Below are 21812 nucleotides of genomic sequence, written 5' to 3'. Positions count from 1 at the left end.
TAGGTATTCTCATAAGAATTAAATATTTTGATTGCTTAGTTACTATAAAAGTAAATAATTGTTATTTGTATAATCCATTGACTTTTGTTACGTAAATCACACTATTAAATAAATATTATTACAAAAAAATACGATATAAGTATGAATTGTACAATAAAAAATCGGTTTAAAATGAATAAGACTCTTAAATATAATCATTTGGCTTTGTGTTTATTTTTAGTTATTTCTGGAAAAATTTGTGCCGCAGAGATTGGTGCTATAAGTAGTGGAAAAGGTAATTTTACCATTCCAGAGAATAGCACTATTACCGTGAATAATGCCGAAAGTGTTATTGGTATTAATGTGGGCAATAAAGATCAATATTTGATTAATAATAATGGCTCAATTGATATAAATGTTACTTCTACAACTTTAAGTGCGACTGGTATAAATTTGTCGAGCACTGGTCAATTGAATTTAGGGGAAAATAGTACCGTAGTTGTTCAGGCTGAAGGAAGTGCATTTGGAATAAGAGCTACAGGTAAAAATGATTTTAAAGCTGAAAGTTTAGGTCTAAAAATTTCTTCTAATGAGAATGGGACAGTACGAGGGTTTGATTTATCCTCTAATGGGGTTGTAAACCTTACAGGTCAAAATTCGATTGAAGTAGATAATAAAAATCATAACGCTGTAGGTGTATATTTATTTTCTCAACCAGGCAGTAAATCAATATTTAATGCAAATGATTTAACAATAAGTAAGAGTGGTACAGGTGTTTTTTCCGGTATTAATAGCAATGTTACTTTGTCGGGAATTACAAATATTAATGCATATAATATAGGGCTTGATGCGGAAGGTGTTTCTGCTGTACCAAATATTGGCGGAGTAATTACAGCAGATCAGATAAAAATAGTTTCTGAAAGCATCGGGGTCAAAGCTCAAGAAAGTGGAAAAATTTATATAGGTAAGGGAAGTTCTGTTGAAACAACATCAGGGCATGGTTTGTTTGCTAATAGTAGAGTAAATAATAATACTCCTCAAGAAACGATGATTGAGTTTAATGGTGATGAAAACACGCTTAACTTAATAAAAGTGAAAGATGGAGCAGCTGTTTTTGCTAATAACGCTTTAGCAACAATAAATTTAAAATATACAAATATAGATATTACTTCAGATCTTAAGAACAGTTATGGTTTAGTTGTTCAAAATGGAGCTATTATAAATGCAAATACCATCTCTATCGTTGCCTCCGACTTAGATACAAGTCAATCAAATTTTTCATCTATTTATGCAACTGGTAATGGTTCAAAAATAAATTTAGAGGGTTTAACTTCAATAGATACCTCAAAAACAAATCAACATGTTGCAATATATAATAGAAATTTAGCTGTCATTAATATTTTAGGAGATATTAAGTCTACTGGCGATAAAACAGCAATAGATAATGATAATTCGACAATAAATATTTATGGTCTAAATAGTACATTTTCTGGTGATATTAAAAATAATAGTAATGGTGTAATTAGTTTAAGTAATTATGATCCAAATAAGCCAATTCAAGGTGTCCTTTTTGGAAAATTAAATATTGGTGGCAATTTTACTGGTACAGGCGGTATTCTACAAATCGACACTAAACTCGCATCTGATAATAATGTAAATAAATTAGATACAGACTTTATTATTATAGCTGGTGATGCTACAGGTTCTACTGAACTTAAAGTGATTAATGCTGGTGGCTCAGGTGCTAGAACTTATAAGGGTATCCAGATAATTCAAACAGGTTCATCAACTTCTAATGCATTTTTTATTGGAAATAAAGGATACGTTACAGCAGGTGCTTATGACTATGGTCTATTTCTAGATAATAATAATTGGTATTTAAGAAGCCATCGAAATGATGGGGGTATTGATACAGATGACCCTGTTTACACTCCAGATGTTGGTGAATACTTAGCAACAGAGACCATGGGGAATACCCTTTTTACATCTCGTTTAGAAGATAGAGAAGGTGCAAGCCAATATCAAAACCTAGGTAAGAATAATAAAGATTTAGGGAAGGTTTGGGTTCGTGCCTCTGGTGGGCACAACCAATTCAAAACGATGGAGAGTCAATTAAAAACGACGGGGAATAGCTTTGTCACTCAAATCGGTACGGGCTTAGTTACTCTAGGTGAAGAAGATCAATATAACTTAGGTGCTATGACTGGTTTTGCTTATTATGATGGTAAAACACGTTCAAAAGTCACTGACCGTGAATCAAAAACAAAAATCGATGGTTATAGCTTGGGTCTATACGGTACTTGGTATGCTCACCCAGTTGAAAAACGTGGTGCTTATATTGATTCATGGGTACTTTGGAATAAATTCAATAATAAAATCGATACACCAGACCAAAACCAATATAAATACAATTCATCTGGTGTAACAGCATCCATTGAGGTAGGTGGTGATTATCTGTTGAATAAAAATGGTAAAAAAGACTGGTGGATTCAACCACAAGCTCAACTCATTTACCAAGGCGTACACGCTGATGATTTTAAAGATGCCCAAGGTGTTGATATTTATCATGGGAAAGATAATGTACAAGCACGTATGGGTGTTAAAACCTATTTAAATATTCCAACCAATGGAAATAAATTAACAAGCTACCGTCCATATATTGCTTTGAACTATATTCACAATACCAATCCTTACTCTGTTGTAATTGATGGTATTCGTTATGAAAATGAAGGTTCAAAAAGCCAGGGAGAGTTTAAAGTAGGTGTTGAAGGAAATACGACTAAAAACAGTCAAGTTTGGTTAAATGCCTCGTATACTACAGGTAGTCATAATAATGAATCTTATCAAGGTAATATAGGATGGAAGTATTACTTCTAATTCATATAATCAGTGAAAATAAGACCTCAATTGAGGTTTTATTTCTATGATATTACTAATATGGCATAGGTAAATAATCAATAATGTTATATGCCCATATAGTATTTTGAACAATTTCTTTTTTTAGAGTATTACTCTTTGACTTAATTGCTTTAGGTAGTTATATGATTTTACGATGAAAATTAACTAGGTATTCTCATAAGAATTAAATATTTTGATTGAATTATTATTGTGGAGCGTGAAAAATAAACAATAGCAGTTTGAGCTACTCATATTTTTAATTCATATAAAATTTGTGATGATTGATATCTGCTATTTCATAACTCATTTACAGTCGTGGTTACCAATGCTTGATATTTCAGTTTTACGTGAATTACTCAACTCAACTGTGCATTTATTGCAGCTGTCTTTAGAAATAATTTCAATTATTTGTGTTGTGATTGGATTAATTAAAGCATTAATTATCTTATTTAAAATGCAGTCTGGGCGGACAGCACGTTATTCATTAGGGGACTGGTTAGCGACAGCCTTAGAATTCCAATTAGCCGCAGATATTTTAGCAACTACAGTTGACCCTGATTTAGAGAGCCTGATTCAGCTAGGAATTCTTGCTGTAATTAGAACTTTTTTAAATTATTTTTTAGCAAAGGAGCTAGAACATAAGCCAGAAGCTGAAAAATAACGATATAAATCATTTAAAGTTTTGTGTAGAACATGACTCCTCCAAATTTAGAGTCATGTTTTTGTTAGCATTTAGTGATAGTTGATTGCGAAAACAATCATTGAATTCACTTTTTTCTCTGCTTCTATATTGTTTTTAACAATATAACGTGCTGAAAAATTTAAATTTTTATTTATTGCATTTTCTTCAAGTAGATAATGTTTTCCTGCAACATGTATCGCTTGGTTATTATCATCTAATAATTCAAGTGAAACATTCGGTAATACTGGGTCATTATTTTTTATATAAGTACTAATAAGTTTTGTATTTTTATTGGTGTTCACATCGTATATAGAATAACTAATGTTTGGACATTGTTTATCCTGACAGCCAGTGAATTTAACTTGAAAAGGGGTACTTTGGGTTGAAGATGGGTTAAGTTCATTCAGCAAAATTACTCGATTTGTATCATTACTGACATAGAGTTCTGAATTTACAACTTGCCCCATAAATGTAATTTTTCCACCTTCTTTAGGAACCTTTGCATTTGCAATATTGATTGAAGTGAATAAACACACAGTGAATGGCAGAAAATTTCTCATGATGTTTATCTGTATCGCATGTAGATATTGCTAGAATACAGAATATTTCTTTTTGTTGGTATAGTGTTTGTTGTGTAATTTATTGTAATTTTACTGTTCTAAATATAACCAGTTGATTTTATAAATATAATTTAATTTGTTTGTATTTTTGAGTAAATCTCATTCTGTATTTATTAATGTGTGATATATCTCACTTATTTAGTAAAGTTAAATTATTAGATCAGCTAGTTTAGTGATTATATTTGAGCTTTTCTGCCTTAAATTATTTCAATTTTATCTGACTATTTTGAGATATTAAGAACTGTGCAAAGTGTTGATAGGCTACAGGTAAATCATCAAAATTTTGTGCAGTAAGTAACAGTTTCCTGTTTGCCCATTCACCGACTAATTCCACTTGCTGAAAAGAATAAAAATCCTTTAAACGCAAAGCAGCACGTTTTGGCATAATTGCAATCCCTACACCATTAGCAACCACCTGAGCAATTGCTGTAAAATTAGGTAAACGCAAACGATATTGAATAGCACATCCTAATAATTTTGCTTGAGTTTCAATAGATTGTTGTAAAGAGTGGTATTGCATTAAACCTACAAAAGCATGAGAAAGTAGATCGGAAAGGCGTAGTTGATTTTGAGCTGCAAGCTCATGATGAAGAGGGCAGACGAGTACCAAGGGATCATCTGAAAATTCTAAAGTTTGTAACTCATGTGACTTAAAAAAACTTGAAATTAAACCTAATTTAGCAGTCCCTGATTCAATTGCCTGCACAATGTCATTTGATTCTGCCTCTTTTAAATCGATTTGCGAATTTGGATTTTCAATCAAATATTGTGGTAATAATAATGGTAAATATTCACTTTGTGCAGAAGAATTACACCACAGTGTAATATTCGAGTTTAAGCCCGAGGCAAAAGGTGCCATTGCTTGATGCATTTGCTTTGTTTGTAATAATATTCGCTGAGCATGCTCAACAAAAGTCTGTCCTGCAAGTGTGAGTTTTACTCCCGTTGCATGGCGAGTAAACAAGCTTACATCAAGTGACTGTTCAAGCTTTTTAATACGTTCACTACATGCTTGAAGAGAAATAGCAGAACGTGCAGCGCCTTTGGTTAGGCTTCCTGTATCTACAATATGAAGAATAAGTTGCAGATCGAACAAATCTAAGCGCATAGTGAATGATCAATAATGTTATATGACCATAGTAAGAAAAAATGAGCCATAAAAAAAGCAGTCCGAAGACTGCTATAAAATTTTATTATGCTTTTAAGATTTATCACCTAAACTGAAGAACCAGTTTAAAATAAGTGCTACAAAGGTAGCCGTACCAATACCACCAAGGTTGAAATTACCAAATTGTAGTGCGAAATCACCTGTACCTAAAATAATGGTAACCGCAGCAACCATCAGGTTCTTATTCTTTGAAAAATCAACTTTGTTTTCAATCCAAATTTTTGCGCCTGCAATGGTAATTAAACCAAATACAACAATTGATGCGCCCGTTAAAATGGCAGTTGGAATGGTATGGATAATTGCACCAAACTTAGGAGAGAAGCCTAAGAAAATTGCGAAAATTCCTGCGAATACAAATACGATGGTTGAGTAAACACGTGTTACAGCCATAACACCAATGTTTTCACCATAAGTGGTCATACCTGGAGCACCAACACCACCAGATAATGTTGTTGCAATACCATCTGCAACAAAGGCTTTACCAATGTGCGGGTCAAGGTTTTCACCTGTCATAGCACCAACAGCTTTAATATGGCCTAAGTTCTCAGCAACTAAAATCAATGCAATAGGTGCAATGATGAGCATTGCATTCATATTGAATTCAGGACCATGGAATTGAGGAGCACCGAACCATGCTGCTTGATGAATAGGTGCAAAATCAATAGGTGTACCATTGCCCATTACATTTGAAACAATGTAGTAAGTGAGGTAAGCAAGTAAAAGACCAATTAATAATAATAAACGTTGTAATAAACCACGCGTGAATACAGCAATTGAGCCCATACAAAGTACAGTTACTAGTGCCATCCACATATTAAAGTTATTACCAGCTACGTTTTTCACTGTAACAGGAGCAAGGTTTAAACCAATGATCATGACTACTGCACCTGTTACAACAGGTGGCATGAGCTTTTCAATCCAACGAGTACCCGTTGCCATTACAATAAAACCGAAAATGGCATACAGCACACCACATGCCATAATACCGCCAGCGGCTAAAGCAATATTGGCATTTGGAGCTCCTGTTCCTGATGCTGCATAACCTGTTGCAGCAATCACAACACCAATAAATGCAAAGCTTGAGCCTAAATAACTGGGAACACGACCACCAGTTATAAAGAAGAACAAGATTGTACAAATACCAGACATTAAAATTGCAAGGTTGGCATCAAAGCCCATTAAAAATGGGGCAAGAACTGTTGCACCAAACATAGCAAAAGCATGTTGTATACCCAATACAACACTTTGAGCAGGAGGTAGGTATTCGTTTGTACCTACTGGACGAGCGTCAATGCTGCCTTCGTACGGGCGCCATTTGGGAAACCAATTGGACATATAATGAGCACTCAAAAAATAAATTGTGCACATCATACTCTTGTTAGATTGAAGTTTTAATGTTTGTAACAAAAAAAGATTCAAACTAATTGCCTGACTTTATTTGGTTTTTTACCACTTGTTTGAAATGGTGTTGATGAAAAGTTTCGTAAAATCAGCAGTTAATGGAAACAAGTTGTGTTTTGTAGTGAAGTGTAAAGTTTGTAATTTTACTGATATAGCTCATGATTTTTTTTAATGAATGTTTATTAAAAAAGCACACTCAGAAGTGTGCTTTTAATATTCTGTATAAATGTTAGCCGGTATTGCGTAATCCCGCAGCAATTCCGGCAATACTAACCATTAAAGCATGATCAACAGGTGTATGTTCAGCTTGTTTTTCTCCCATATATGAACGACGACGTTTCATTAACTCCGCTTGAAGTAAATGAAGTGGAAGTAAATATGGTTTGCGAACTTTCATTGATTGATCAAGTACATCATTACTACTTAAAAGCTTAGATTCACCTTTCAGTGCCAATAATGTTTTCACTGCATCTTTTAAACGTTGACGGAGTTCTTCACCTAGAATTTTTAAATCTTCATCTTGGGTAAGGTGAGATTCATAATAAAGAGCAACATGGCTATCTGCTTTTGAAAGTACCATTTCTAGCATGTCGATAAGGGTCTGGAAATATGGCCATTCTTTTAACATTTCATCTAAAAGATCTTTTTGATCATTTGCAATTACATGATTAATGGCAGCACCTGTACCTAACCATGCAGGAAGCATTAAACGAATTTGTGTCCATGCAAATACCCAAGGAATGGCACGTAAAGATTCAATACCACCGCTCACTTTACGTTTTGCAGGACGAGAACCAAGAGGGAGCATTTGCAGTTCAAGCTCAGGTGTAACAGTGCGAAGGTATTTCACAAAATGTGGATTTTCTCTAACTGTTTTACGATATACCTGAACCGATAAATCTGTCATTTGATGCATTAGCTCGCGCCATTCATCTTTTGGGACAGGTGGTGGTAAAAGCGTTGCTTCCAATGTTGCAGCGGTATAAATCTCTAAATTCTGTAGTGCAATACCTTCTAAACCAAATTTGAAACGAATCATTTCACCTTGTTCAGTCACACGGATTGCACCTGAAATTGAACCCGGTGGTTGAGAAAATAATGCTTGCTGTGTAGGTGCTCCGCCACGGCTAATTGAACCGCCACGACCATGGAATAAAGTTAATTGCACACCGTATGTTTGTGCGACAGCAGTTAATTCTTCTTGAGCACGATATTGTGCCCAGTTTGCAGACATAAATCCTGCATCTTTTGCAGAGTCTGAGTAGCCAATCATGACTTCATGTTTACCTTGAATATGTTGTTTGTACCAATGCATACCGAATAGGGTATTCATGGTTGCAGCGGCACCATCCAAGTCTTTTAAAGTTTCGAATAAAGGCACAACACGTAAAGCATGTTTAATATCGGCTTCTTTTTGAAGAAGAAGAACAGCCAAAACATCACTTGGATATTCAGCCATTGAAATAATATAAGCACCTAAACTTTCTTGAGGTTGTTCTGCCAAAGTACGCATGGTGGCAAATACTTCCTGAACATCTGGATGTTCAATGAGGCTACCTGCAGGTTCATTTAAGTATTTAGGTAACAGAGGGCGTTTGCTTTGCAACTCTTGTAATAAGAAGTTTTGGCGCGCTTGTTCTGTCCAGGTTTCAAAATTACCTAAACCTAAATATTCCGTAATTGCAGAAATGGCCTGGCGATGACGACCAGACTCTTGGCGAATATCGAGTTTTAAAAGTTCAATGCCAAAACAGTTTACACGGTGGATGTAATCGAGCAATTTGCCATTGGCAATAGCAGGTAAATTACACTCAATTAAAGATCGGTAGCATAAAAGTAGGGGTTGTAGAAGCTCATCTTTACTTCGAATAACAAGGCTTTCATCTGCATCACGACCTGCAAGTTTTTCAGATAACCAAGAACGAGTCGCTTTTAATTTTTCACGGATATCTCGTAAATACTCACGGTATGGTTCTGCATGATTTTTGCCTAGAGCTTGTTTGAGCTCATTTGAACACTGCTGAATAGAAAGTTCCCAGCGCAAATCTTCAATATCACGTAAATACAGGTCTGCAGCTTGCCAACGAGAAAGCCATAAAACTTCTTGAGTCACGTTATGTGTCACATTGGGGTTGCCGTCACGGTCACCACCCATCCACGAAGCAAAACGAACAGGTGCAACGGTTAAAGGCAAACTTTGACCGCATTGATCTTGCACCATGTCATTTAATTCACGAACAAATTTTGGAACAGCATTCCATAGGGTTTGTTCAATGGTTGTGAATCCCCATTTTGCTTCATCGATTGGCGTTGGTTTATTTTGGCGAATTTCATCTGTTTGCCAAGCAGAACAAATGAGTTGTTTTAAATCTGCTAAAACAGTTTGGCGCTCATGAGGTGTTAATTTTTGTTGGTCAAACTTATGTAAGCAGTCATTAATGCCATCGTACTTTTGAATAAGCGTACGACGACTCACTTCTGTTGGGTGCGCCGTTAATACCAATTCAATTTTAAGATCACAAATTTGTTGATAGAGCGTTTCGGGAGAAATTTCTTTTTCTTTAAATTTTTCAAATAAATGATCAAGCGGATTTGGAGAGGGTAAAGACTCATCAAATTCACTTTGGCGACGGCTACGAACCACATGGTATTGTTCGGCAATATTGGAAAAGTTTAGAAAGTGAGTAAATGCTCGGGTCAGTGGCAAAATTTCTTCATCTCTTAAACTCGATAATAATTGTTCTAATTCTTTTTCTGCTTCAACTTGCCCATCTCGTGCGCCCTTAGATAAAGCACGAATTTGTTCGACTTGATTAAACAAATCTTGTCCTGCTTGTTCCTTGAGTGTTTCACCTAAAAGATTACCCAGTAAACGTACGTCTTCGCGTAATGGAGCAGCAATTTGTTGAATCATTTTAATCATTCCCCGCTGGATGTTCTATTTTGAATATACCGTGAATACGTGACATTTTTAGGTGACTACAGACAAAAGTAGCACAAATACTGTCGATAAAATCTGCAAATGGCATGCCATTTAAGAAAATGAAATAAAGATTTAAATAAAATGATGTGAAGTTAAGAATGTAACGATAAAAATATGTATATTTTTAGATGTGATCGATGAGCAATATTCATGATGAAAGACGGCTTCACGTGGAACATAAAGAGAAGAAAAGTATTTTAAAAGTGAAAATAAGTGATAAATTTTTATGAAATTTCAATAAAAAAATAAAGTTAAAAAAAGAGGTCTAAATTTAAAATAAAAATGACTTTTTAATTTATTTTTATACTGTTCAAATGGATATAAGTAACTAACAAAATAGAACTTACATTATTTTTAACGCAATTTTCCTGCAAGCGTTATATAGCCTTAGGTTTAAAGTAAAAAAAAATAACATTAGTGCATAATTTTCTGTCAATATGGGGTGTTAAAACCTGTAAAATTAACTATAGTAGCACCTTAATATTTTTAAGATATTGAATACATAATTTTGCTAAAAATTATAAAATGAAATGTGTAATGGGGTAGTAACGAACATGGGCAAGGACAGCATAACAAAGAGTCGTCGTAACATCGCGATTTCGTATGTGTTTATGTTTCTCACTTTATTTACAATTGTCTTTGGATTGTTTTCCTATTTATTGGCTCGAAAAGTATCGGTCACTGCCGATTTAGAAGTTTGGTTGCAAACACATGCTTTTTGGGTAATGCGTAATATTGTTATTTATTTCTTCCTTTGTTTATTTGCCTCACTTTGGTTTATTCCACTGTATTTTTACTATTGGGATACTTACATGTGGGTAACCGCTTGCACTGTAATCGGTGTCGTTTTTGCTATAGTTGCATTTTTATTTTTATTAAATGCATGGTTAAAAGGCATGTCTAAATTTTTCAAAAATAAAGCTGTTTTTTAAATTAGATCAATTTTTTTCAAACATCCTCTTGTAAAATTTGGTTTGACCCCCAATTCAGACCACAGTTAAGTATTAATAAAATTCCGTGAGGAGCATCGCCTGACATGGCTAAACGTGATTATTATGAGGTTTTAGGCGTATCTAAAACTGCTAGTGATGATGAAATTAAGAAAGCCTACCGTAAGTTGGCGATGAAATATCATCCAGATAGAAACCCTGACAATGCGGAAGCTGAAGAGAAGTTTAAAGAAGCGGCTGAAGCTTATGAAATTTTATCTGACAGCGAAAAGCGCAGCATGTACGACCGTATGGGGCATCAAGCTTTTGAAGGTGGCATGGGCGGCGGCGGTGGCTTTGGCGGTGGTTTTAGCGCAGAAGATATCTTTAGCCAGTTTGGTGATATTTTTGGTGGTGCGTTTGGTGGCGGTGGTCGTCAGCAACAACGTGCGCGCCGTGGGTCAGACTTACGTTATGTAATGGATCTTACGCTTGAAGAAGCAGTGAAAGGCGTGAAAAAGACCATTACGTTTACAGCCCCTGCACCATGCGAAGCATGTGATGGTAAAGGTGCTAAAGATCCGAAAGATGTTGAAACTTGTAAAACTTGTCATGGTGCGGGTCAAGTCCGCATGCAACAAGGTTTCTTTTCTGTTCAACAAACATGTAGTACATGTCGTGGACAAGGTCAAACGATTAAGAACCCATGTAAGTCTTGTCATGGTTCTGGTGTAGCAGACCGTCAACAAACACTTGAAGTGACTATTCCTGCGGGTGTAGATAATGGCGATCGCGTTCGTTTATCTGGTAAAGGTGAAGCGATTCGTGATGGTCAATCGGGTGATTTATACGTGGAAGTTCAAGTGCGTGAGCATGAGATTTTCCAACGTGATGGTGCAGATCTTTATATGGATGTACCTGTTTCAATTGCCGATGCTGCTTTAGGTAAAGAAATTGAAATTCCAACGCTTGATGGTCGTGTAAGTTTGAAAGTGCCTGAAGGTACGCAAACAGGTAAGTTGTTCCGTTTACGTGGTAAGGGTGTAAAACCTGTGCGTACAAGTATGACGGGTGATTTACTTTGCCGTATTGTGGTTGAAACGCCTGTGAATTTAACTTCACGTCAACGTGAGTTATTGGAAGAACTTCAAGCGTCTATGGATGGAGATGACAATAAATCTTCTCCGAAGAAGAAGTCTTTCTTTGGTCTGTTTGACTAATTGATGTTGAATAAAAAAAGGACGCTAAGGCGTCCTTTTTTGTTCTTAAAATATGATATAAATATAAAAGCTAGAGCTAAATTATATTTCGTATAAGAGATTTTATGTTAAATCGTAAAAAACCAAGGTTCCTGAAGGAACCTTGGTTTTTATAATCATATAGTCGGGGATTTACTTAGAACTTGTAATCCACTTTGAGTAAAGCACTACCACCTTCGCGTTTGCCAAAGTAGCCACTGCCTTTAAGGTCAAGACTCAGACGTTTGTATCTGCTTGGCTCATAATGTAAACCGGCTGTAACAACACCTGTACTGCCTTTCACACTCGCATCATCTATTTCAAAGCGCCCATAGGTCGTACCTTGTGCTTTACCATCAAACTCATATTCATAACCTAAACCTGAAATAAAGCTCAGTTCTGGGGTGAATTGATAGCTATTTTCAGCATTGAGTAAAACACGATGTGAATTTAGCCCATCAAAATGGAAGTCATCCCCTGTGATATTTACATCATGACTCGAGGTACTTGCCCATGAGTATTTGGCACTTAAATCAACGGTATTTCGTGTATTCCAAGCCCAGTCATACCCTCCTTTTAAACTCGCACCATAGTAGTTGCCTGAGAGGTTATAACTTGCACGTTCTCCTGTCACAATATGACGAATGTCATCTGTTTCAAAGGCTGTATGTAAACGGCCTCCTCGTAGTGTTCCATCTAAGTAAACTTGATTCTCAAAGGTATAACGGCCAAATAAGCCCACCCCGTTGAAACGGTTGTGGCCTTTGCCGTGAACATCGGGTGCATTGTCAAAGTCATTATAGGTTTTATAGCTATCCCAGCCATTTTCCATAAATGCACCCCAAACATAATTGTCGTCATAAACACTGAAACCTGCAGTGAATAATCCACTGTTCGATTTGATGTGAGAACCCGTGTTATAACGCGAATGTTGCCCTGAGAAGATCGCAAAAGGCACTAAACTTCGTTTATGCTGTTCATCTCCAAAGAGATTATCTGAAAGATGGTCAGCACCTCGTGTTAATAGCATTAAGCCTGATAGATTACCTTCTAATAAGGCTTTGAGATGTGGATTCACTTTAGGATCAAGGGCTGGGGTTGGGATATCTTCGTTTACACCTGATTTGAATAGGGCATACACTTGATCTTTGTCATGATCCACTACGGTTTGTACATCATAAAGCAGTGAAATCCCTTGTTGAACTTGTGTAACTTTATCTAAATAGCCCTGTCCATCTCCTTTTAAGTTCCCTTTATCTGCTTGCATTAAGACAAACTTGGTTCCTGTTGCAATCGCTGGACCAGATTGAATCCCCACCACATGGATGTTTGAGCTAATTTGAGCATTATCTGCCAATAGGTTTTTGGCTTGTTGGCTAATATTAGAAGTTAATAGTGCAGTTTTAACCTCTTCTGTGATGACATAGCTTGGATTCGTGGCATCCTCTGCAATGGTTGGGATTAATGCTTTAATGTCATCAGAAATACTGGTAGAGGCTAAGGCTTCTTGACTCACCGTGTTGTAGATTGTTTTTTGTAGTTGATTGGCGCTCATATTTTCTAATGAACTACCTAAATACACAGTATTAGCTGTGATCAGATTCTGTTTGGTTAGCGTTGGATTTAAAGTAAAGTTATAGTTTTGGAAGTTACCAATTTCTTTAATCGTAATTGGGACATTGTTGTTGTAATTTAAAGTATTACCAGTAAAGACATCATAGGTTTCTGGACGGACAAAGGCTTTTACATCTGAAGCAGTACCGTCAGCCTTGGCAAGGAAATAGTCTTGCTCTTTATTATAATTTAGATAACCACCGTAGATCACGGATTGAGGGTTGCTAAAAGTATGTTCCCCCACAATGCTAATGGTGTTGTTATTAGAAAATGCTTGTGTGCCATTAACATTTATAGAGTATGTTCTTAAACCGAGTTTTCTACATGGTCTGTTAGTATCTAATCTACCATTTCTATTATCATCACAATATACAGGTGATATATTGTCTTTATAGATTAAAATTTTTTGACTAATTTCATCTATTCCATTTTTTAACAAATTATGACTAATGTTGAAATCAATGACTCCTGTTTGTACATTGCCTGAAATAGATGATTGACCCTTTAAATCAATTTGATTTTGTTCTACATTAATATCAGTATTTGATAAATCAACAGTGAAAATTATTGTACCTGGCTCCTGTGTTGTTACACCATTTAGGAATGTAGTCACTGCACCTGTAGTTAAATTTCCATATTGAAAATAGACACCAGCTTGACCTGCAGTTAAATTTCCTACTGTAGTTTCGCCATTGATATTGATTAGATTTTGATTTGCAGTAAAAGTGTTGGCATTGGCATTGATGTTGGCATCGGTGGAGAAGTTGGTGGCATTGATATCAGCATATTGTAAATGAATTAGATTTTGACCTGCAGTTAAATTTCCTACTGTAGTTTCGCCATTGATATTGATTAGATTTTGATTTGCAGTAAAAGTGTTGGTGTTGGTGTTGGCTGATATGTATGCATCGGTGGCATTGATATCAGCATATTGTAAATGAATTAGATTTTGACCTGCAGTTAAGTCTCCTATACTCTGATTCAAATCATTTTCTTCAATTAAAATAGAGTTGGTATTGTTGCTGATTTGAATATTCTGAAATTGATCTATCTTTGAAATGAATGTTTTATTTTCACATAAAGTTGTATTAATCACACAGTCAATGTTAGCTGTTTTTTGTGTATGTTGCACAAGCCCAGAATAGACAGAGCCAATATCCCCCTGTTTTAAGATAATTTGATTATTACTGAGCGCTATCGTTTCTGCTTGATCATCTGCTGTAATATTTGCATAGCCTGCCACCAAAAAATCAGGTGTTATTCCTACGCCATTCACATAGTCAATCGTTAGCTCGGTATCTGAGGTCGCGGGAGTTCCATTATTGTCTACAATAAAACCCTGCTGCGTACCATCTGTATCTCCAATTAGATCTTTAAAACTCCCCAATACGGTACTACTGCTGAGTGGTTCGCTACCGGTGTAACTCACGGGTATTGCCGCATAACTGATCCCACTCAGTACGCTTGTTAGTAATACCCCTATAGCAATGCTGAGCTGTTTCTTTAAAAATGTAGGTTGAATATAGGTAGCGACAGCAGATGTATCATTTTGAGTATTTGCTTTAGTATTTTGTTGGCTTTGACAGTTGCTACTGGTCTTTTCAGAAACGACAGCAATTTGTCCTGTTCTTTTATTAAAAATGGTTTTATAGAGATGATTCATGCGCTTCCCTTATTATTTCTATTAAAATAATGTGTTGTTGGTTTTTATTTAACCTATTGTTGTTTTATTTGTATACTATTTCTTTGTTTTATTAAGAAGTTAAGTTTTCCTAAAATTAACATAATACACCTTATACGAAATGCTCTTTTTTATTTCTTATAATTCATCATCTTATGTCGATGTGAAAAGCCCAATCCTCACCGATTGGGCTTTTTTGTTGATTTTTCATGTTCCACGCCTATTAAATAATCATTGTTCCACGAATTTGATTAGTAAAAATAAAAAATCATCAGCAAAACAAATTTCAAATAACACACATTTTTATAGACAGAATCTTAGAGTTCAGCACGACATTTGCTATAGTAAGAACAATTTTGAATCATCTTTAGGGAAATAATATGTCAGCAGCTCCACGCATTGGTGTATTAGGTGCAGGCGGTCGTATGGGACGCATTCTAATTCAAGCCGTTCAACAAGCAGGTTACCAACTTGCAGCAGCAGTAGAACGCCCTGAAAGTAGCTTAATTGGCTCAGATGCGGGCGAACTTGCAGGAATTGGAGCAGTAGGCGTAAAAGTTTCAGGAAGCTTGGAAGAAGTACTTAAGGACTGTGATGTTGTCATTGACTTTACAGCACCTGTAGCAACAGCAAACCATCTAAAGCTTTGCCGTGAAGCAGGCGTTGCAATTGTCATTGGTACAACAGGTATGAATGACGAACAAAAAGCATATTTAGAAGAAACAGCAACCCAAACACCTGTGGTTTATGCAGCAAACTACTCGGTAGGTGTAAACGTATCTATTAAACTGCTTGAACTTGCTTCAAAAGTATTTGGCGATACCGTAGATATCGAAATTATTGAAGCACATCACCGCCATAAAGTAGATGCACCATCAGGCACAGCTTTAATGTGGGGCGAAGCCATTGCAGACACATTAGGTCGCGATCTTAAAGAAGATGCCGTATATTGCCGTGAAGGTCATACAGGCGCACGTGAACGTCAAAGCATTGGCTTCCAGACCATTCGTGGTGGCGACATTGTGGGTGAACACACAGCAATGTTTATTGCAGATGGCGAACGTGTTGAAATTACCCATAAAGCAACAAACCGTATGAACTTTGCATCGGGTGCAGTACGTGCGGCAGCTTGGGTTGTAGGTCGTGATGCTAAAAAATACGACATGAAAGATGTTTTAGGCTTTAATGATATTCAAGTTTAAAACTCAATTAGCTTGGTAAAATAAATGGGGTCAATCGGATATTTATCTGAATGATCACAATTTTACAAAAGCTTTTAATAACGGGAAAATTCTGATTTCTGTTATAATGAAAAGAGCCTATAAAATGGCTCTTTTTTATTATATGCACAACAAAATAAGGCTCTGTAATGTTGCAACTCGCTGAACTAAAAATCGCAATTATTGGATTGGGTTATGTTGGTCTTCCTTTGGCCGTTGAGTTCGGTAAGAAAGTGCCAGTTGTGGGTTTTGATATTCATCAAAAACGAATTGATGAATTAACATCAGGACATGATCATACATTAGAAGTGTCACCTGAAGAATTAGCGCAAGCATCACAATTAAGTTACACCGCAAATTTAGAAGATTTAAAAAGCTGTAATTTCTTTATTGTGACGGTCCCAACGCCTATCGATGAATTTAAACAACCCGATTTAACACCACTTGTAAAAGCATCTACAAGTATTGGTCAGGTGTTAAAAACAGGTGATATCGTGGTGTACGAATCGACGGTATACCCAGGTGCAACAGAAGAAGTTTGTATTCCAGTTTTAGAAAAAATTTCAGGTTTAACATTCAATCAAGATTTTTACGCAGGTTATAGCCCTGAACGTATTAATCCTGGTGATAAACTGCATCGTGTAAGTAATATTCTGAAAGTTACATCGGGTTCTACGCCTGAAATTGCTGAATTTGTCGATCAAGTTTATAAATTGGTGATTGAGGCAGGCACGCACAAAGCGGAAAGCATTAAAGTAGCGGAAGCAGCAAAAGTCATTGAAAACACGCAACGTGATGTGAATATTGCACTCATTAATGAGCTCGCACTTATTTTTAATAAAATGGGCATCGATACAGAATCAGTATTAAAAGCAGCGGGTACAAAATGGAACTTTCTTCCATTTCGCCCGGGATTAGTCGGTGGTCACTGTATTGGTGTAGATCCGTACTATTTAACCTATAAAGCGCAAGCGATTGGTTATCATCCTGAAATTATTTTGGCAGGTCGTCGTTTAAATGATGCGATGGGTGCTTATGTCGTGACTCAGCTTGTAAAGAGCATGATTAAGAAAAGAATTCAGGTCGAAGGTGCAAAAGTTCTCGTTCTTGGTTTAAGTTTTAAAGAAAATTGCCCAGATATTCGTAATACTAAAATTATTGATATTGTAAAAGAACTTCAAGAATATCATATTGATGTTGATATTTATGATCCTTGGGTAAATGCAGACGAAGCGGAACATGAATATGGTATTCGTACCACTGAACAGCTTCAAAATGGTGTTTATGATGCTGTGATTCTTGCAGTTGCACATGAGCAATTTGTGGCTTTAGGTGCAGAAAAAATTCGTGCATTGGGTAAAGAAAGTCATGTGTTGTATGACTTGAAATATGTTTTGCCACAAACAGCATCAGATATTCGTCTGTAATTAAAATCAAGATTAGGAAAGAAATAATGAACCAATTTGAAGTGGTTTGTGAGCAATTAAAACAAACACCAAAAACTTGGTTAGTGACGGGTGTTGCGGGCTTTATTGGCTCGAATTTGTTGGAAACGTTATTAAAGCTCAACCAAAAAGTGGTGGGTTTAGATAACTTTGCAACAGGACATCAGCACAATTTAGACGAAGTAAAGAGCTTAGTAACGACAGAGCAATGGGCGGGTTTTGCCTTTATTGAAGGTGATATTCGTAAATTTGAAGATTGTCAAAAAGCATGTTCAGGTGTGGACTATGTTTTACACGAAGCGGCTTTAGGTTCTGTACCTCGTTCTATTGCAGACCCAATTACCACCAATGAAACCAATATTAGTGGTTTCTTGAATATGTTGACCGCCGCTCGTGATGCTGGCGTTTCAAGCTTTACTTATGCGGCAAGCAGTTCGACTTATGGTGATCATCCTGCATTGCCAAAAGTTGAAGAACATATTGGTAATCCACTTTCTCCATACGCCGTGACTAAATACGTAAACGAGCTTTATGCCGATGTATTTGCACGTACTTATGGCTTTAAAACCATTGGTTTACGTTACTTTAATGTGTTTGGTCAGCGTCAAGATCCAAATGGTGCATACGCTGCGGTTATTCCAAAATGGACAGCATCCATGATTGCAGGCGATGATGTGTTCATTAATGGTGATGGCGAAACAAGTCGAGATTTTTGCTTTATCAATAATACGGTTCAAGCCAATATTTTGGCAGCCACAACAGTAAATGATGATGCGAAAAATCAAGTTTATAACGTAGCAGTAGGCGATCGTACAACACTCAATGATTTGTTTAATGCAATTAAAGTAGCTTTATCTGAAAATTCAGTGAATTATCAAAAAGATGCAGTTTATCGTGAATTCCGAGCAGGGGATGTACGCCATTCTCAAGCGAGTATTGCGAAAATTGAAAAGCACTTAGGGTATGACCCGAAATTTAAAATTGATGAAGGGATTCAACTTGCAATGCAGTGGTACGTTAAAAATCTGACATGAGCATTAAAAGGCTTGTTTTAAAATATCAATCAATTGGATTAATTACATCCAGTTTATTAGTAGGTGCGATAATTACATTTATCGCACTTCCTTTTTTAACGCGCCTATATTCTGTTAAAGATTTTGGTCAATATGGTGTAGCACTTGCAATTGTGAGCGTGCTTTCAACCATTGCCAATTTACGTTTAGATCAAGCCCAACTTGTGGCAGATGATGAACATCAGAAAAGTTTAATTTTTGAAGGTTCAGTTTTTTCACTGATTTTCTGTGTGTTAACGGCAGTTGTTCTTAGTTTCTTTTTTGATATTTCAATGATTCTTGCCATCTGTTTTGGTGTGCTATCGAATACTGTTTTACAAAGTTTATATAATTATAAATTTGCTCATGAAGCAGAATTTTTCTGTGCAGGTTTAAATATTTATCGCAGTTTAATTGTGGTCGTTGTACAGCTTGGTTTGCCGCTGATCATGAGCATTAGTTTGGTAAGTAGTTATGCGGTTAGCTCGGTCATTATGTTCTGTACTGTGCTGTTCTATATTGCGATTCACGGCTTATACAAAGTGAGTTGGAGTAGTTATAAAAACTATAAAGATTTCATTTTTTCCAATACGCCGCACGCATTATTAAATAGCTTTTCACATAATTTACCGTATTACGTGGTGTCGCATTTTATTGGTTATCAGGCAGTTGGTTTTTATGCCATTGTTGAGCGTACTTTACGTGTACCTATTAACCTTATGTCGCAAACCATTCGACAGTTCTTTATTCGTAAATTTAAACATGCAGATTCGCCTCGAGAAGCCTTAAAAAGCAGCGTGTTTTTAAGCCTTATTTCGCTGCCATTTTTTGCACTGTTTTTTGTATTGCCTGAATCTTTATATTTGATGGTTTTTGGACAGCATTGGGTAGGTATATCGCTGTATTTTCAGATTTTAGCTTTGGGATATTGGGCGGTATTTTGTAATCCACCAAGTTCAGCTTATTTAATTGCAAAACGAAATAGCCAACAATTGTTTAAATTACAAATTGTTGAACTTATTATAAAATTTGTCTTGTTTGCAGCATTGTATATGTTGATAGACAATAAAATGTATATGCTTTTAGCAGTGCCAGCGTCTTTAATTTTCTACAATTTTGCCATTTTGTATGTGGTATGGAGAAACCCAAAGTGATCTTTTTTAAATGTTTAAAAGTACTCAATTGGTTTTCTGCATTTTGCCGAAAAAGCCTATATAACATGGCATTTTCTAGTCAGTTTAAGTATTTTGGTAAAGGGACAAAACTCGATATTTCAGGGCAAGTTCAAATTGGTAAAAATGTATATATGGGTGATGATGTAACGCTCATTGTAGAAAGTGGCGCATCCTTAACCATAGGTGATAATAGCTTTATAGGAGAAAGTTGTTATATCAAATGCTTTGGTGGAAAAGTGGAAATTGGACGTGATGTAAGCATCAATTCCAAATCATTTTTAAATGGTTGTGGTGGTTTAAAAATTGGTGATAACACCCGCATTGGCACACAAAGTATTATGATTGCGAGTAATCATAAGTTTGATGATCCTGATGTTTTGTTTAAAGATGCGATTACCAAAGAAGGCATTGAGATTGGTCAAAATGTTTGGTTTGGTGCACGTGTGACCGTGTTAGATGGTGTACATATAACTAATGATGTTGTAATTGGTGCGTGTTCATTGGTGAGTAAAAATATTACCGAAGCAGGTGTATACGTAGGAACACCTGCGAAAAAATTGGCACAAAAGTCAAAAGAATAATTCGAATAGGTTTAATTTATATCTATAAATCTAAGAAATCGCTCTCATAAGGATTCTTTTTTATCTTCACATTTCCCGATTGTAAAGTCTTGAATGGCTTTATTAGCATTTCTATTGGAAACACAAAACTCGTGCCGAATGACATTTCGTTATCTGCTTCAATAACGATTAAGTAGGGTTTACCTTCTTGATAAATAGTATTGCTAAAACTTGATGATGAAATACAAGACGCTTTTTTAGGATATTTTTCCTGAAATTTAGATGTAAACTCTCCAAGTGTTTTAATTGTTTTATCTTCAAATAAAGTTATGTAATACGTTCCTGATAGCTTCATATTCTCAATATAAAAACATGGCTCATTGTTCTTAATAAGAATAGAAACATCCCCCCCTCTATATTCTCGACTCATAGAAAAAGACTGTGATGAGAAAGCTAAAACAACAATGCCTAAAGTTATTTTATTTAACAGATTAATCAAATCAATAATTCTCCTGTCCTCTTGATTTTGAAATCAACTTATCATTATTAGGATTTACTAAAAATTCAGATATAACTCTTTTTAAATCAGGTAGTTTTTTGTCTTTTTCATATAAGTAAAGTGAAATTTTCGAGCATAGGTTATTGGCATTTCATTACCTATACTCCTATATACCTTAGAAGCTCTTTTATTGACTAAGTTTTATTTCTTTTTGCTGATATTGCATAAAATATTGGTATAAAAGGGAAAAAAATTATTATTAAATTCCATCCAATAATTCGCATAAAAATTGAGACATCTGTGTAAAAAATTTTCCACCAAATTATCTCAAGAATGATTACCATAAACACAGCAGCAAATATAACACTTAATAAGAAATCCCTATTTTTTCCATATATTTTCAAAACAACAAAATCTATGAAAGTAAAAAGTGTAATATAAAATATATGCCCTATTAAAAATCCGAAAATGACTAATATGGGAGAAATTATTAATGTTACAAATGCAGCAATACCATCTAATTTATGTGTGTATTGGAGGTTTAAGAGATCATAAACAAAAACACACCAAATAATAATGAGTAGATATAGTGCTCCTCGAAAACACTTTTTAATGAATGAAATAACTTCCGTGTTTTCATACCTTTTATCAAATGTAGCTTTAGTAAC

15 protein-coding genes are annotated in these 21812 nt (G+C 35.6%); 9 read left to right on the top strand and 6 right to left on the bottom strand.

The features are described from left to right. Nucleotides 1-171 precede the first annotated feature (171 nt). Both AC5YDH_RS10380 and AC5YDH_RS10375 read left to right on the top strand, forming a co-directional pair. Nucleotides 172-2856: an autotransporter family protein gene (locus AC5YDH_RS10380; RefSeq protein ID WP_496119230.1), complete on the top strand. Its 2685-nt coding sequence runs from the start codon at nucleotides 172-174 to the stop codon at nucleotides 2854-2856. A 346-nt stretch (nucleotides 2857-3202) separates the two neighbouring features. Next, the gene (locus tag AC5YDH_RS10375; protein WP_496119228.1) at nucleotides 3203-3538 is read left to right on the top strand and encodes a DUF1622 domain-containing protein; all 336 of its coding nucleotides are present in this window, start codon (nucleotides 3203-3205) and stop codon (nucleotides 3536-3538) included. A gap of 71 nt (nucleotides 3539-3609) precedes the next feature. Here the strand turns inward: AC5YDH_RS10375 and AC5YDH_RS10370 are convergent, their stop codons facing one another. The 4 genes from AC5YDH_RS10370 to ppc all read right to left on the bottom strand — a co-directional run bounded on the left by AC5YDH_RS10370 (nucleotide 3610) and on the right by ppc (nucleotide 9662). Continuing rightward, the gene (locus AC5YDH_RS10370) at nucleotides 3610-4119 is read right to left on the bottom strand and encodes a fimbrial protein (protein ID WP_496119227.1); all 510 of its coding nucleotides are present in this window, start codon (nucleotides 4117-4119) and stop codon (nucleotides 3610-3612) included. A gap of 262 nt (nucleotides 4120-4381) precedes the next feature. After that, on the bottom strand, nucleotides 4382-5287 hold the full coding sequence (locus tag AC5YDH_RS10365) for a LysR family transcriptional regulator (protein ID WP_496119225.1): 906 nt from the start codon (nucleotides 5285-5287) through the stop codon (nucleotides 4382-4384). Nucleotides 5288-5380: 93 nt separating this feature from the next. Beyond that, the gene (locus tag AC5YDH_RS10360; protein ID WP_496119223.1) at nucleotides 5381-6682 is read right to left on the bottom strand and encodes a solute carrier family 23 protein; all 1302 of its coding nucleotides are present in this window, start codon (nucleotides 6680-6682) and stop codon (nucleotides 5381-5383) included. A 295-nt stretch (nucleotides 6683-6977) separates the two neighbouring features. Then, on the bottom strand, nucleotides 6978-9662 hold the full coding sequence (gene ppc, locus AC5YDH_RS10355) for a phosphoenolpyruvate carboxylase (RefSeq protein ID WP_496119221.1): 2685 nt from the start codon (nucleotides 9660-9662) through the stop codon (nucleotides 6978-6980). A gap of 623 nt (nucleotides 9663-10285) precedes the next feature. On the opposite strand from ppc, the gene AC5YDH_RS10350 reads away from it, so the two are divergent. Together AC5YDH_RS10350 and dnaJ are read left to right on the top strand one after the other, a co-directional pair. Beyond that, nucleotides 10286-10663: a hypothetical protein gene (locus AC5YDH_RS10350; protein ID WP_496119220.1), complete on the top strand. Its 378-nt coding sequence runs from the start codon at nucleotides 10286-10288 to the stop codon at nucleotides 10661-10663. A 104-nt stretch (nucleotides 10664-10767) separates the two neighbouring features. Next, nucleotides 10768-11880 (top strand): molecular chaperone DnaJ, encoded by a 1113-nt coding sequence (gene dnaJ, locus AC5YDH_RS10345; protein ID WP_496119218.1) that lies wholly within the window; start codon nucleotides 10768-10770, stop codon nucleotides 11878-11880. A 175-nt stretch (nucleotides 11881-12055) separates the two neighbouring features. Here the strand turns inward: dnaJ and AC5YDH_RS10340 are convergent, their stop codons facing one another. Further along, complete coding sequence (locus AC5YDH_RS10340) at nucleotides 12056-15175, bottom strand: autotransporter domain-containing protein (protein WP_496119216.1); 3120 nt, start codon at nucleotides 15173-15175, stop codon at nucleotides 12056-12058. 398 nt (nucleotides 15176-15573) lie between these two features. Here AC5YDH_RS10340 and dapB point away from each other — a divergent pair, with 398 nt between their 5' ends. From dapB to AC5YDH_RS10315, 5 genes are all read left to right on the top strand, one after another. After that, the gene (gene dapB / locus AC5YDH_RS10335; protein ID WP_154773137.1) at nucleotides 15574-16395 is read left to right on the top strand and encodes a 4-hydroxy-tetrahydrodipicolinate reductase; all 822 of its coding nucleotides are present in this window, start codon (nucleotides 15574-15576) and stop codon (nucleotides 16393-16395) included. Nucleotides 16396-16562: 167 nt separating this feature from the next. Next, a complete protein-coding gene (gene tviB, locus AC5YDH_RS10330) occupies nucleotides 16563-17840 on the top strand; it encodes a Vi polysaccharide biosynthesis UDP-N-acetylglucosamine C-6 dehydrogenase TviB (protein ID WP_496119215.1) in 1278 nt (425 codons plus the stop codon). Between the two features lie 26 nt (nucleotides 17841-17866). Further along, nucleotides 17867-18892, top strand: a complete 1026-nt coding sequence (locus tag AC5YDH_RS10325; protein WP_496119213.1) for an NAD-dependent epimerase/dehydratase family protein — start codon at nucleotides 17867-17869, stop codon at nucleotides 18890-18892. Further along, on the top strand, nucleotides 18889-20064 hold the full coding sequence (locus tag AC5YDH_RS10320) for an oligosaccharide flippase family protein (protein WP_496119211.1): 1176 nt from the start codon (nucleotides 18889-18891) through the stop codon (nucleotides 20062-20064). The genes AC5YDH_RS10325 and AC5YDH_RS10320 overlap by 4 nt, the downstream gene beginning before the upstream one ends. Beyond that, nucleotides 20061-20666 (top strand): acyltransferase, encoded by a 606-nt coding sequence (locus AC5YDH_RS10315; RefSeq protein WP_496119209.1) that lies wholly within the window; start codon nucleotides 20061-20063, stop codon nucleotides 20664-20666. The genes AC5YDH_RS10320 and AC5YDH_RS10315 overlap by 4 nt, the downstream gene beginning before the upstream one ends. A 22-nt stretch (nucleotides 20667-20688) precedes the next feature. Here the strand turns inward: AC5YDH_RS10315 and AC5YDH_RS10310 are convergent, their stop codons facing one another. Further along, the gene (locus AC5YDH_RS10310; protein ID WP_496119207.1) at nucleotides 20689-21144 is read right to left on the bottom strand and encodes a hypothetical protein; all 456 of its coding nucleotides are present in this window, start codon (nucleotides 21142-21144) and stop codon (nucleotides 20689-20691) included. Nucleotides 21145-21812: the final 668 nt, after the last annotated feature.

This window comes from Acinetobacter sp. FY683 (assembly GCF_059515885.1).
Note: the sequence above shows the minus strand (reverse complement) of the source record. Positions and strands in the feature narration are given on the sequence as shown.